This is a genomic window from Mesorhizobium huakuii (assembly GCF_014189455.1).
Classification (GTDB): Bacteria; Pseudomonadota; Alphaproteobacteria; order Rhizobiales; family Rhizobiaceae; genus Mesorhizobium; species Mesorhizobium huakuii_A.
This window is the reverse complement of the sequence record NZ_CP050296.1, coordinates 5465099-5477898: the sequence shown is the minus strand read 5'-3', so window position 1 is coordinate 5477898 and position 12800 is coordinate 5465099. Positions and strand designations below refer to the sequence as shown.

At 61.4% G+C, this 12800-nt stretch carries 11 protein-coding genes; 4 read left to right on the top strand and 7 right to left on the bottom strand.

Annotation, left to right across the window (positions count from 1 at the left end):
- The first annotated feature begins 43 nt into the window (after window positions 1-43).
- The 4 genes from HB778_RS26410 to HB778_RS26395 all read left to right on the top strand — a co-directional run bounded on the left by HB778_RS26410 (window position 44) and on the right by HB778_RS26395 (window position 3724).
- Window positions 44-637 carry a hypothetical protein gene (locus HB778_RS26410; RefSeq protein ID WP_183458206.1) on the top strand — a complete coding sequence of 198 codons (594 nt, stop codon included), beginning with the start codon at window positions 44-46 and terminating at the stop codon, window positions 635-637.
- Window positions 634-2016 (top strand): DEAD/DEAH box helicase family protein, encoded by a 1383-nt coding sequence (locus tag HB778_RS26405; protein ID WP_210308043.1) that lies wholly within the window; start codon window positions 634-636, stop codon window positions 2014-2016. The genes HB778_RS26410 and HB778_RS26405 overlap by 4 nt, the downstream gene beginning before the upstream one ends.
- 38 nt (window positions 2017-2054) lie before the next feature.
- Window positions 2055-3323, top strand: a complete 1269-nt coding sequence (locus HB778_RS26400; RefSeq protein ID WP_183457400.1) for an IS256 family transposase — start codon at window positions 2055-2057, stop codon at window positions 3321-3323.
- 119 nt (window positions 3324-3442) lie between these two features.
- Window positions 3443-3724 (top strand): hypothetical protein, encoded by a 282-nt coding sequence (locus HB778_RS26395; protein WP_183458204.1) that lies wholly within the window; start codon window positions 3443-3445, stop codon window positions 3722-3724.
- A gap of 518 nt (window positions 3725-4242) precedes the next feature.
- On the opposite strand, the gene HB778_RS26390 is transcribed toward HB778_RS26395, so the two are convergent.
- From HB778_RS26390 to HB778_RS26360, 7 genes are all read right to left on the bottom strand, one after another.
- Complete coding sequence (locus HB778_RS26390; protein ID WP_183458202.1) at window positions 4243-5373, bottom strand: DNA cytosine methyltransferase; 1131 nt, start codon at window positions 5371-5373, stop codon at window positions 4243-4245.
- Window positions 5370-5744 carry a very short patch repair endonuclease gene (locus tag HB778_RS26385; RefSeq protein WP_244662006.1) on the bottom strand — a complete coding sequence of 125 codons (375 nt, stop codon included), beginning with the start codon at window positions 5742-5744 and terminating at the stop codon, window positions 5370-5372. Before HB778_RS26385 ends, HB778_RS26390 begins: the two co-directional genes overlap by 4 nt.
- Window positions 5745-5874: 130 nt before the next feature.
- The gene (locus tag HB778_RS26380) at window positions 5875-6738 is read right to left on the bottom strand and encodes a patatin-like phospholipase family protein (protein ID WP_183458198.1); all 864 of its coding nucleotides are present in this window, start codon (window positions 6736-6738) and stop codon (window positions 5875-5877) included.
- Window positions 6735-7985: a M16 family metallopeptidase gene (locus HB778_RS26375; protein WP_348524752.1), complete on the bottom strand. Its 1251-nt coding sequence runs from the start codon at window positions 7983-7985 to the stop codon at window positions 6735-6737. The genes HB778_RS26380 and HB778_RS26375 overlap by 4 nt, the downstream gene beginning before the upstream one ends.
- Window positions 7986-8296: 311 nt before the next feature.
- On the bottom strand, window positions 8297-9685 hold the full coding sequence (locus tag HB778_RS26370) for a M16 family metallopeptidase (protein ID WP_183458196.1): 1389 nt from the start codon (window positions 9683-9685) through the stop codon (window positions 8297-8299).
- Between the two features lie 211 nt (window positions 9686-9896).
- Entirely contained in the window at window positions 9897-10451 is a 555-nt protein-coding gene (rsmD, locus tag HB778_RS26365) for a 16S rRNA (guanine(966)-N(2))-methyltransferase RsmD (protein ID WP_183458194.1), read from the bottom strand.
- The gene (locus HB778_RS26360; protein ID WP_183458192.1) at window positions 10448-12511 is read right to left on the bottom strand and encodes a pseudouridine synthase; all 2064 of its coding nucleotides are present in this window, start codon (window positions 12509-12511) and stop codon (window positions 10448-10450) included. Before HB778_RS26360 ends, rsmD begins: the two co-directional genes overlap by 4 nt.
- Window positions 12512-12800: the final 289 nt, after the last annotated feature.

The window sequence follows — 12800 nt, the reverse complement described above, 5'->3', positions numbered from 1 at the left end:
TGAGGTATTTCGATCCATCACGCTTGAACCTCTAGACGCTCTGTTGATTGAGTTAGCGCTCCTCACCAACGAATATGTCCGAGCCAATAGGGAGCCGCCGTCCTATGCAGAGCTTCTAGGGTATTTCCGCGAGCAGTACGCGCGGACATCGAGCCTTGATGCAAGAGGCGTTGCGGCGGAAGCTAGCGACGCACTCGAAACGCTCGCGCAGTCGATTTTGGCCAATGTGCCCCAGGGCCAGGGAGGAATACTATTCGACGCACTCACGGTGGAACAACGCAGTGAGGTGATGCGCACCCTCGCTCGCAAGGGAATCGCGCCTGCTGGCCCCATCGCCGATGGGTCTTTCATCACAGCAGCGCCAAGGGGCATGTTAGGGCGGCTCGTCGAGGCACTTCCAGAATTGGTGTTTGATGGCAAATACTGGGATTCGCCGTATTCGTCTCTGGACTATGGTGACCCACAATTGACCGACCGAGCACGTCAGCAGGTGATCGACCGTGCTACGTCGTTGATTTCGGATGCAGCTTGGTTGGCGGAGGCGGACGCTACCATCCTGGGAGCAATCCGAAAGGAAGAGTTGGTCAGGGGCCTTATGTCAGTCAGCTTAATCAGACCTGATCGGGAAATCATGTGACCGGACTGTTCCTCGACGAGCGGCGCCTATTGGACGGGCCATGGCAAGCCTTTGAGCGCGACGTTGCGCGCGCCCTTATCTACGCAGGTTTTCAGGACGTTCGCATCGTCGGCGGCACAGGTGATATGGGCGCCGATGTAGTAGGCGTAAAGGATGGTAAGGTTTGGGTTGTCCAGTGTAAATTTACCAGCACGTCATCGCCACCCAAGGCAGCTGTGGAAGAGGTGATCCAGGCTAGCCGTTTCTATGAGGCGGATGTCCTTGCGCTCGCCACCAGCCGCCCCGCAGGCAAGGCACTCAATGATGAACTCGCTAGAGCAAAGCGGTTGGGTCTTACTGTGCATCTACTTAGCCCATCAAAATTGATACAACTCGTGCAGGGCGTGCCAATGAAGCCACCCACTGCAAGAGCACTTCGGCCATATCAAGAGGAAGCTGCTGAGCGCCTGTTCGATGCACTTGAAGAAACAGGTCGAGGGCAGATCGTATTGGCTACTGGGCTTGGAAAGACTGTCGTCATGGCTGAGGTCGCAGCCCGCCTATTTTCGGCCGGAATTCTTGAGAATGGACGAATGCTCGTCCTTGCGGACAAGCGGGAATTGGTGCGGCAACTTCAAATCGGTTTCTGGGCGCAGTTGCCGAAAACAGTACCGACCCATTTGCTTGCGCCGGAGGAAGAGCCAAGCTTCTGGGACGGAATTACGTTCGCGACAGTACAGACTGTGCACGGGCGGCTCCAGAATTTGCCACCATTCGATGCAATCTTCGTCGATGAGGCCCATCATATCGGCGCACGTACCTATCAGGATGTGCTGCAGAAGCTCGCTCCAGTTCGCCTCGCAGGCGTAACGGCCACACCGTGGCGCGGTGATGAATTCGACATCGATACCCTGCTGGGACAGCCTCTCGTTCGGATCGGGATTTCCGATGGGCTCAAATACGGATACCTAAGCGAGGTCGACTACCGTTTGCTCGCCGACAACATCGACTGGGAATTTGTGCAGAAGGCGTCAAATTTCGGCTACACCCTCACGGAGTTGAATAAGCGACTAATTATCCCCACCCGCGACGAGGAAGCTGCACGCATCGTGGCGGATAACTTCAGGCGGGAAAGGCGTCGCGCAGGACTAGTCTTCTCGCCTAGTCTCAAGCACGCCGACCATTTCACTGCGACGCTCCGGCTGTTTGGCATACGTGCGGAGAGCATTCATGGGGGCATGATTGGGCGCGAACGTGACCGGCTTATGTCGCAATTCAAACGCGGCCTAATAGATATCTTATGTGCGGTTGATTTGTTTAACGAGGGCGTCGATGTTCCGGAGCTATGGCTGAAACTGGGTGATGACGGTTTGAGAAGGGCGGCGTATCGAGGCGGGTGATGAAGCCTGCCAGAACCTCTCAAGGAGAGCGATACGCCATGAACGAGACTATCAACATTGTTCGCCTTCGTCAGCCCGACGAAATCGATGATCCCCTGACGGATGTGCTTCGCACCGGCGCGCGCAAATTGCTGGCGCAGGCGATCGAGATGGAGGCCGAAGCGTTTCTTGCCGAGATGCGGGATCTCAAGCTTCCGGACGGACGTGACCGGCTGGTCCGGCACGGTCACGGGCCGGAGCGGAGCATCCAGACGGGGATCGGGGCGGTGCCCGTCAGCCGGGTGAAGGTCCGGGATCGCGGCGCGAACGGTGAAGCGGAGCGCATCCGTTTTTCCTCATCGATCCTGCCGAAATGGGCGCGTCGGACACGAAGTCTGGATGCGCTTCTTCCCGTTCTCTATCTGCGCGGCATTTCGACGGGCGACTTTCAGGAAGCTCTGGCAGCTCTGTTGGGCAAGGAGGCGCCGAACCTCTCACCCTCGGTGATCACGCGACTGACGGCGGAGTGGGGCATCGAATACGATCGTTGGCAAAAGCGCGATCTTTCGGCGCGCCGCTATGTGTATGTGTGGGCGGACGGGGTCTACCTGCAGGCCCGGATGGAAGATCATGCCGAATGCATGCTGGTCCTGATCGGCGCCACGCCCGAGGGCAAGAAAGAGCTGCTCGGCTTCCAGACCGGCATTCGTGAGAGCGCACAGAGCTGGCGCGAGCTGCTGGTCGACGTCAAGCGTCGTGGCCTGCAGATCGCGCCCGATCTTGCCGTCGGCGACGGCGCGCTTGGCTTCTGGAAAGCGCTCGATGAGCTCCTTCCCGGCACCAAGCACCAGCGATGCTGGGTGCACAAGACAGCCAACGTGCTCAACAAGGTGCCGAAATCGGTGCAGGCCGCCATGAAGACGGACTTGCGCGAAATCTTTTCCGCCCCGAACCGAGCCTCAGCCGAGACGGCGATTGCCGTCTTTGTCGAGAAATATGATGCGAAATACGGCAAGGCGGTCGACTGCCTGACCAAAGATCAGAATGCCTTGCTGGCGTTCTACGATTTCCCCGCCGAACATTGGGATCATCTGCGAACGTCCAATCCCATCGAGAGCGTCTTTGCGACCGTTCGCCATCGCACGGTGCGTACCAAGGGCTCACTCTCCTCGAAAACCGCCAGGCTGATGGTCTTCAAGCTGGTCATGGCCGCGGCCAGGACGTGGCGACGACTGAAAGGACAAAATCAGTTGCCTAAACTCATCGCAGGTGCAACGTTCCAGGATGGAATCGAGGTCATTGAACTGAAGCCGCAGAGCGCCGCTTGATCAGCCTCGTCACCCAAATTGCAGCATAGCTCGATGTTCCGGACGTAGATCTCATCGTGTTCATGCGGGCCACCCATAGCCGACGGATATTCGTTCAGCAGCTAGGCAGAGGACTGCGCGTGTCTCAAGGAAAGGACAAGGTGATCGTCTTAGATTTTGTGACCGATCTTCGGCGTATAGCGGAGGTCGCCGAGCTCGAACGCATGGCGCGGCAGAATGCACCGACTGAGCGCCTGCCACTAGGCAGTCATTTGGTGGAGTTCTCCGACCATTCGGCCGGGTCGTTCCTGATGGAGTGGGTCAAGGATCAAGCCTCCCTCATTCTGCGCGAAGGTGACCCAACTCTCGATTTGCCGCATTTCGAATTTCCTGATCATTTGCCCTATGGTGGTATCCAATGAGGATCCCGTCAGACGTGCGATCACGCGTGAGGGCGCAGCTGTGGGAGCAAGCAGATCGGCTAGACTGGGACTCCATTGGAAGCGCCGAAAAGGCACGGCACTACAGGCAGTGGACTGACAGCTTAGCGATCGGCGGTGCTCTGTCTGCTTACATGGATCCGCGCTCAGTCAGGGTGTATATCAAGGACACGTTGTTGAAGGGCTATAGCCGCCAGAAGCTGAATCAGCATCAAGCCCTTATGCTACGTCTAGTCGGCCAGGATCAGAGCGAAATCGTAGAGGACTTTATCAAACCGCACGGCTTGCGATTCAGTGATGGCACGCTTGTCGCGTGGGGTCGTGCGGACGATTGGAAAGCTCTGCTTGGTACTCTATTTGACAGAGGTTTCGAAACTGGAGGACCAACGATGGTGGCTTTTTTCGCGCCTCACCGCGTTTCGTCAGTGCCTCATCACGTGAGATAGTGGAAGCTGCCGCGAGTCGGCTCGGCATTGAACGCTGTGCCTGGTTTGATTGATTCAGGGGCTGGTTTCTGCCAATGAGTCGAGTTGTATGCGTACCGATCGAGAGACCACCTCGGCTAGCGTTACCGGCACCGCGTTGCCAAGCTGGCGCATCGTCTCACCCCAACTGCCGTGAAACAGAAAGTCATCTGGGAAGGTTTGGATGCGCGCGCTTTCGCGCACCGAAAAATAGCGAATAGACCCGTCCGACCGACGCAACATGTTTTCACCACCGGGAACACCATGAACACCCGCCTTAAGGGTCTTAGCTGGTAGGTCGAGCGGACTTCCCGTATGCCCGGGATAAGAGCGCGCGCCCTGTATGAAGCGATGATCAGGAAACGCTTCTGCAGCCTCACGCTCGAATTCGGGATCAGGGAGTCCCAGCAGGGCATCTCTGACCGTCACCCAAGGCTTAGTCGCCGGCTCTTCGCGCAGTGGCCCAACAATGATAGCGTGATCTTTGTGCAGGATGTTGTGATGATCCCAGTAATCTCCGTTAGGGCCCTGCGACCAGGCCAAAGCTCTCAAAGAATGCGTTTCCTCGGGGAAGTTCCATTCGATGCCTAGATCAGACCGGAATCCTACAAGGAAAACTCGCTCTCGCTTTTGTGGAACGCCATAGTTGGCCGCGTTGAGCAAGCGAACCACTACGTGATAATGTAGACCTTCATGACGCCCGCTGGATTCATGACGCTCCAAACGCGCAAAGTGCTCTGACCACGATTCCTCAGGTTTCGTCAGGAGTTCAGGATGCCGCAATTGAAGTCGTATGTATTCTAGGTAATTGGAAAAAGTCGCGCGTCTTAGGCCCTTCACATTCTCAAATATAAACGCTTTGGGGTGTAGTTCGCGCACCGCGCGTATAGCTTGTGGAAACATGTCTCGCGGGTCGAGATATGCGTGATGTTTTCCTCCCATGGAGAACGGCTGGCAAGGCGGCCCTCCAGAAACCAACTCGATCGGAGGGAGATTGGCATAGTCGAACTCTCGGATATCGACTCGATGAATCGGCCAAGATTCGTTCTCCTCGAGCGTATCGCAGGCCCAACGATCCCATTCGATAACCGCCGCATGATCGAAGCCGGCACGTGCTACGCCAATGCCGAGTCCACCTGCGCCTGCAAATAGTTCAACTGATTTCACCCGAGAAATTCCCTCACCTTCCTAACGAGCGAAGCACGATCCCGCAGTTGGCATTCCCAGAGCGTTAGAACCCGCCAGCCGGCTTCTTTCAATAGTTCTTCGACCTCAATGTCGTGCTGGCGATTGCGACTGAGCTTTGGTCCCCAGAATTCAACGCGTGATTTCGGCATCCGGGTGAGCTTACAAGCTGGATCGGGATGTCGATGCCAAAAGCATCCATGCACAAAAATAGCCGCGCGACGACTGGCGAACACGAGGTCCGGCTTTCCGGGAAGGTCCTGCCGATGTAGGCGGTATCTATACCCTAAGCCATGAACCAGACAGCGCACCGCAATCTCTGGCTTGGTGTCTTTAGCACGCACGCGTGACATACGTGCCGATCTTTCCGTTGGGTTCAGGCTGTCCACGAGGTCGCGATCTCCAACTAGTCGACGGAAAGACGTGAAACGAAGCAAGCGCCACGCATCGCCTCGCTTCTGAATACTGCGCCAGCACTCCGGCTCACCCAGCCACCCGCTTCCCCCGTTTCCCCTTCCCGCCCCGCGCTTCCACCACCCGCTCCACCTCTCGCTTCAGCTGATCCTTGATATCCGCCGTCTCGTTCATCAGGGCGTCGATCTTCAGGAAATCGAGCACGCGGTATTTTGACACTGCCGGGCGGACCAGTATGTCGGGGCGGCATTGTTTTAGCTTGTTGGCGATGATCGACTGCATCATCAGCTGGGTGGCGCCGAACATCAGGTCGACGGAGGTCGGCTGCTTGCGGTCGGCTTCTTCGGGCGCGCCGACCACGTCGACGCCGATGATGATGTCGGCGTCGTTCTCTATGAGATCGAACGGCACGGGGTTGTAGATGCCGCCGTCGATCAGCAGCCTGCCGTCGCGCATCACCGGGCGGAAGACGGCGGGGATGGCGGCCGAAGCGGCAAGGGCGGAGTGCAGGTCGCCGTCGTCGAACACGGCAAGCTTGTGGCCGAAATAGTCGGTCGCCGTCACCTTCAGCGGGATTTTCAGCTCGCTGAAGGTTTCGGGAATGGCCTCAGGCAGAAACGCCTTGAGGATGCGCTCGACATTGAACTGGCTGACACGGATGCCGTTTTGCATGGCTTCGGCGATCGTGCCCGGCCTGGCGCGCCACATGCGGCTCGCGACTTCGGCGCGGCGGCCGAGGATGGAGCGGGCATAGTCGTGGATGTCCTTGCCGGTCATGCCCGCGGCCATGCCGGCGCCCATGATGGCGCCGATCGACGAGCCGGCGATCGCCACGGGTTTTATACCGAGCTCGTCCAGCGCCTCGATGACATGGATATGTGCCAGCCCGCGCGCGCCGCCGCCGCCGAAGGCTATGCCGAAGGTCGGGCTCATCCCTTGCCGGCCCCGGCCAGCGGCGGCCCGACCACCATGATGGTCGGCTCGGCGGTCAGCAGCTTTTTCGCCGCCGCCTTGACCTGGTCCAGCGTCACTGCGTTGATGTAGCCGGCGCGGCGCTGCATGTAGTCGATGCCGAGGTCGTCGAGCTGTAATTCGACCAGCGTCGCGGCGATGGAACTCGACGAGTCCAGATTGGCGATGGCATAGGCGCCGATCAGGTATTTCTTGGTTGCCGCGAGCTCAGCCTCGGTCGGGCCGTCCTCAGCCAACTGCCTGGCGACGTCGCGCACAATGCCGAGCGTCTCGGCCACGCGGTCGGAACGCGTGCCGGTGGTGACGATCAGCGCGTCGGCATGGTCCTGGTTGACCAGCGAGGAGTTGACGCCATAGGCCAGCCCGCGCTTTTCGCGCACCTCCTGGTACAGGCGCGAGGTGAAAGTGCCGCCACCAAGGATCTCGTTCATCAGCACGGCCGGGAAGAAATCCTGCGACTTGCGCTTCACGCCGGGCCAGGCAAGCTGCAGCGAGGTCTGCGGCAGATCGTAATTGACCTCCAGACGCTGTGCCAGCTTCGGCTCGACATCGGCGACCGGGGTGAGCGCCTGTTTCTCAGGCAGATCGCCGAACACCATGTCCAGCTTCTTCTTCAGCGTCTCGGCATCGATGGCGCCGACCACGGCGACATGCAGGCCGCCGCGCGCGAACACCGCCTTGTGCAGGGTTTTCAGATCGTCCTGCGTGATCGCGGCGATGCTCTGCCTGGTGCCCTGGTCGGAGCGCGAATAGGGGTGGTCGCCATAGATGGCGCGCGCCCATTTGTGCTGCGCCACCGTGTCGGGGTCATTCTCGTTGGCGATGATGCCGGACAGGATCTGGGCGCGGATGCGGTCGATCGGCGCCTGGTCGAAGCGCGGCTCGTTGACCGCCAGCCGCAGCAGATCGAAGGCCTCGTCGCGCTGTTCGGCCAGCATGCGCATGGAGCCGTAGATGCCGTCGCGGGTTTCCTCGAAACTCATCTCGGCGCCGGCATCGTCGAGCCTGATCTGGAAGGCTTCCGAATCGAGAGGGCCGGCGCCCTCGTCGAACAGGCCGGTCATCAGATTGGCCAGCCCTTCCTTGCCCACCGGATCCTGCGTCGAGCCGCCACCGAAGACGAAGCGGACGGCGACGATCGGGACCGAATAATCCTCGACCAGCCACGCGGTGATGCCTTTTGGCGATGTGACCTGCTGGATATCCATGGCGCGGGCGGCAAGTGCCGGCAGGACCAGGAAGAGGATGGAGAGGAGCAAAGTGACCAAGGCGGCGCACGTTCTTCTTTCTCCCCTTGTGGGAGAAGGTGGATCGGCGCGCAGCGCCGAGACGGTTGAGGGGTGTTCCAGCGGAGTGAGACGTTGGTGTTCTGCCGCAGTGCCCGGGTCGGTTGAGACGTTGCGCCAAGCTGGAACACCCCTCATCCGACCGAGCTTCGCTCGGCCCCCTTCTCCCACAAGGGGAGAAGGGGGAGCCTGGCGGGGAGAAGTCAACGCGCCGCTAAACTGGTTCGTCATCATCAATTCCCCGCCTGTTGCTGCGGCAAGAGATAGCCGGTCGTCGAGCGGGCGAGCACCAGATAGCGCGCGGCGACGGCCTTGACCTCGTCCGCCGTGACCTTGCGGATGCGGTCCGGCCATTGCTGCACATCCTGCACATTGCCGCCGGTGGCCAGTGTCGAGCCATAGATTTCGGCCATGGAATCCTGCTTGTCGCGGGCAAAGACCATCGACCGGACATAGCGGTCCTTGGCTTTTTCGAGTTCATCCGCCGTGACGCCGCCGCTGGCGATGCGCGCCACCTCGGCGTCGACCGCGGCCTCGACATCGGCCAGCTTGGCGTCGCCGCGCGGCGCGCCGTAGACGGTGAAATTTGTGTCGTCGAGCATGGTGCCCTGGAAATACGCACCGGCGCTGGAAGCGATGCCTTGCTGGACGACCAGCGCCTGGTAGAGCCGGCTGCGGTTGCCGCCACCGAGGATTTCGGCCAGCAGATCAAGCGCCTCGGCCTCGCCCGGCTTGCCGGTGTGGTAGGACGGCACCACCCATTGCGTCGAGAAACTCGGCACGCTGACGCGGGCGTCGGTGAGCGTGACGGTGCGCTTGGTGTTCTGCTCCGGCTCGACCGGGCGGATGCGCGGCGGCAGGTCCGGCCCGCGCGCCACCTTGCCATAGGTTTTTTCGGCCAGCGCCTTCACCGCCTCCGGCTCGACATCGCCGGCCACGATCAGCACGGCGTTGTTGGGGCGGTAGTATTTGTCATAGAAGGCGGTGGCGTCGATGCGGTTCAGCTGCTCCATCTCCTGCATCCAGCCGATGACGGGGATGCGATAGGGCTGGTTCTGCCAGAGCGTCGCATCGACTTCCTCGTCGAGCACCGCCTGCGGATTGTTGTCGATGCGCGAGCGGCGTTCCTCCAGGATGACATCGCGCTCGGTCTTGATCACGTCGTCGGTGAGGATGAGGTTGCGCATGCGGTCGGCTTCAAAACCCATCATCTGCTCGAGCGCCGACGGCGCCACCGTCTCGTGGAAAGCGGTGTAGTCGTAGGAGGTGAAGGCGTTGTTGGAGCCGCCAATGTCGGAGACGGCGCGGTCGAACTCGCCGGCCGCGTGATGGGTCGTCGCCTTGAACATCAGATGCTCGAAGAAATGCGCGATGCCGGATTTGCCAGGTGGCTCATCGGCACTGCCGATCTTGTACCAGACCATATGGGTGACGATCGGCGCGCGGTGATCGGGTATGACGACCACCTCCATGCCGTTGTCGAGCAGGAAATCCGTCACCTTGAACTCGGCCGGCTTGGTGTTGGGCGAAACAGTGCTGTCGGCCAGCGCGGAGCCGTTGAGCGTGAAGGCCAGCGACGTTGCCAGCAGTGTTCCGCGCAGCCATTCAGCCTGAAATGTCATCAATGGCTCCGGTTCGTAGAGCAGTTGATCGTTTCACGGAAACGCCGAACTGCTCTATCTCTGTGTTCTGATGCAATTCCGGACGGAAAACCGCATAGCACTTTTCCTGGAATTGCTTGGGTACGACGATAGGCAAGGTGCTGGCGACAAGCAAAGTGAATTGTTGTTGCCGGCAAAGGCGGCGGCAAAGAGGCCGCGCAACGCAGGCGTGTCAGGCAGCCTCGATGAAACGGATGATGGTCTCGCCATAGTTGCGCTCATCCAGCACCACAAAGCCTGGGCCCGGTTCGAAGGGAACCATCGCCGTCTCCTCGACAACGCACAGCGCGCCGGGCCGCAGCCAGCCGCCGGCCTTCGCCGACTGCAAGGCGCGCTCGCCCAGGCCCTTGCCATAGGGCGGGTCGGCGAAGACGAGGCCGAACGGCGCCAGCGTGCCCGCCTCGCCAAGGCCAGTGGCATCGCGGCGAAAAATCTTGGTACGGCCGGTCAGGCCGAAGGCCTCGACATTGTCGCGGATCAGGCCACGGCCTTCGGCCGATTCCTCGATGAAGACGCCATAGGAGGCGCCGCGCGACAGCGCTTCCAGACCAAGCGCGCCGGTGCCGGCAAACAGATCGAGCACGCGCGCGCCGTCCAGTTGTTCGGCAAAGCGATGCGCCAGCACGTTGAAGACGGCCTCGCGGGTGCGGTCGGTCGTCGGACGGATGGCGCTGCTGCGGGGCGTCGCCAGCGGACGCCCGCGAAACTCACCGCCGACGATTCTCATCGTGTCCGGGGGCCTTTGGGGCCGCCGCGCGGCCGCTCGCCGCCACCGCCGCCGCCGGAACGCTCGCCACGCGGCTTGCCGAACGGTTTTGCGCCGCCCGGTTTGCCGTCGGGCTTGCCATAGGACGGTTTGAACGAGGCCTTGCGCGCCTTGGCCTCGGCCGCCTTGGCGGCATCGGCTTCCGCCCTGCCCTTGCCGATCGGCCGGGCACCTGGTGCCATCCAGACATTGGCCTTGCGCTGGCCGGGTGGCTCTATCGGCCGCTGCTCGCGCTCGGATTTCTTGCCGCCGCCACGAGGCTTGTCGCCGAAGCCACCGCGCGGCTTATCGCCGAAGCTGCCGCGTGGCTTGTCGCCAAAGCCGCCGCGTTCGGGCCGGGGCCCGCGTTCGCCAAAGCTCTTTTCCGGCCGCTCGCCCCTGTCGGGGCTGGTCGACAGTTTGCCGAGCGCCTCGTCGCGGCTGCCTTCGCGGCGCTTGCGGTTCTTGATCAGCCCGCCCTCGCCGATCGGCCGGCGCTCGCCGTCGCGCGTGAATTTCGGCCGCTCGGGCTCCGGCTCGCGGATTTCGGTGCGCCGCACCGGCTTGTTGGAAAACGGCTTGGTTATCTCGGCGTCGAAATTGGCGCCGGATTCCTCGACCAGGCGCTCGCCAAGCTGGTCGCGCAGCACGCGGCCCTTGATCTCCAGCACATGGCCTTCGGGAAGATCCTCGAGCTGGAACGGGCCGTAGGAGATGCGGATCAGCCGCGTCACGTCGAGGCCGAGCGCGCCGAGGATATTCCTGACCTCGCGGTTCTTGCCTTCGCGCAGGCCGATCGTCAGCCATGCGTTGGTGCCCTGCTCACGGTCGAGCGTCGCCTCGATGGCGCCATAGAAGACGCCGTCGACGGCAATGCCTTCGCGCAGGCCGGCGAGCGCGCTTTCCTCGACCTTGCCGTGGACGCGCACGCGGTAGCGGCGCAGCCAGCCGGTGGCCGGCAGTTCAAGCACGCGCGACAGGCCGCCATCATTGGTGAGCAGCAGCAGGCCTTCGGTGTTGATGTCGAGCCGGCCAATGGTCATCAGCCGCGGCAATTCGGCCGGCAGCACGTCGAACACAGTCTTGCGACCCTCGGGATCGCGGTTGGTGGTGACGACGCCGGCCGGCTTGTGGAACAGGAACAGGCGCGTGCGTTCGATCGGCGGGATCTCCATGCCGTCGAGATGGATGATGTCGCCAGGCATGACATTGAAAGCCGGCGACGACAGCGCCCGGCCATTGACCTTGACCCGCCCGGCCGCAATCAATTCCTCGGCGTCGCGGCGCGAGGCAAGGCCGGCACGCGCCAGCCGCTTGGCGATGCGCTCGCCGGCCTCTTCCGTCGCTTCTGCCGGACGCGGGCGCGGCTTGAAGCCGCCCGATGCCCCTTGTGGCCGATCATTGAAATCACGCTTGGGGCGATCACTGAAGTCGCGCTTGGGCCGGTCAGCGAAGTCACGCTTAGGGCGATCACCAAAATCACGCTTGGGACGGTCGAAACGCTTTTCGCCGCCCTCCACCGCCGCAGCAACCGGACGGTCACCGCGTGGAGCGTGGGGTTTGCGCGGCCCTTCGCGCTTCTCGTAGGGCTTGCGCTCGCCTTCGGCCGCTGTCGGACGGTCGCCGCGTGGAGCGTAGGGTTTGCGCGGTCCTTCGCGCTTTTCATAGGGCTTGCGTTCGCCTTCAGCCGCCATCGGACGGTCGCCGCGTGGAGCGTAGGGCTTGCGTGGTCCTTCGCGCTTCTCATAGGGCTTGCGTTCGCCTTCGGCCGCCATTGGACGGTCGCCGCCCGGCGCGTAGGGCTTGCGTGGTCCTTCGCGCTTTTCATAGGGCTTGCCCGCAGGGCGTGGCCCCTTGCTGAACGGCTTGTCGCCACCCTTGAAGTCGCGCTTTGGGCGTTCGCCCTCGGCGGCCATCGGCCGATCGCCGCGCGGCGCGTAAGGTTTCTTGGCGCCGAAGGATGGCTTGCCTGCGCCTCGCGGAGCCGCAGGTTTCTTGCCCGGGCCTTTTTGGCGCGGAGATTTCTTGTCGTTGTCGTCCATGTGGCCTTTGTCCGTTTGCGCTGCTACAGCGTGGCGCATCCTTTCGGGCGCGCAACGAACGCTGGTGCACTTTGATTTGGCGCATGATCATTTCCGAAAATCGAGTCCGATTTTCGGGTTGATGCGCTCCATAACAGGATCGCCAGAGTTTGTCAGGGAAAAGTGGAAACCGGTTTTCCCGGAAAAGCAGGATCATCAGAGTTTGTCAGCGAAAAGTGGAGACTGGTTTTTCCTGAAAGACAAACGAAAACCAAAAAGCCTGGAGTGGCGAGGAGATAATCGGAATGGA

Excerpts from the sequence above, each read along its gene's own strand:
- HB778_RS26370 (WP_183458196.1), bottom strand. The coding sequence starts at position 9,685 with ATGACATTTCAGGCTGAATGGCTGCGCGGAACACTGCTGGCAACGTCG.
- HB778_RS26380 (WP_183458198.1), bottom strand. The coding sequence starts at position 6,738 with ATGAGCCCGACCTTCGGCATAGCCTTCGGCGGCGGCGGCGCGCGCGGG.
- rsmD (WP_183458194.1), bottom strand. The coding sequence starts at position 10,451 with ATGAGAATCGTCGGCGGTGAGTTTCGCGGGCGTCCGCTGGCGACGCCC.
- HB778_RS26360 (WP_183458192.1), bottom strand. The coding sequence starts at position 12,511 with ATGGACGACAACGACAAGAAATCTCCGCGCCAAAAAGGCCCGGGCAAG.
- HB778_RS26400 (WP_183457400.1), top strand. The coding sequence starts at position 2,055 with ATGAACGAGACTATCAACATTGTTCGCCTTCGTCAGCCCGACGAAATC.
- HB778_RS26385 (WP_244662006.1), bottom strand. The coding sequence starts at position 5,744 with ATGTCACGCGTGCGTGCTAAAGACACCAAGCCAGAGATTGCGGTGCGC.
- HB778_RS26375 (WP_348524752.1), bottom strand. The coding sequence starts at position 7,985 with ATGGATATCCAGCAGGTCACATCGCCAAAAGGCATCACCGCGTGGCTG.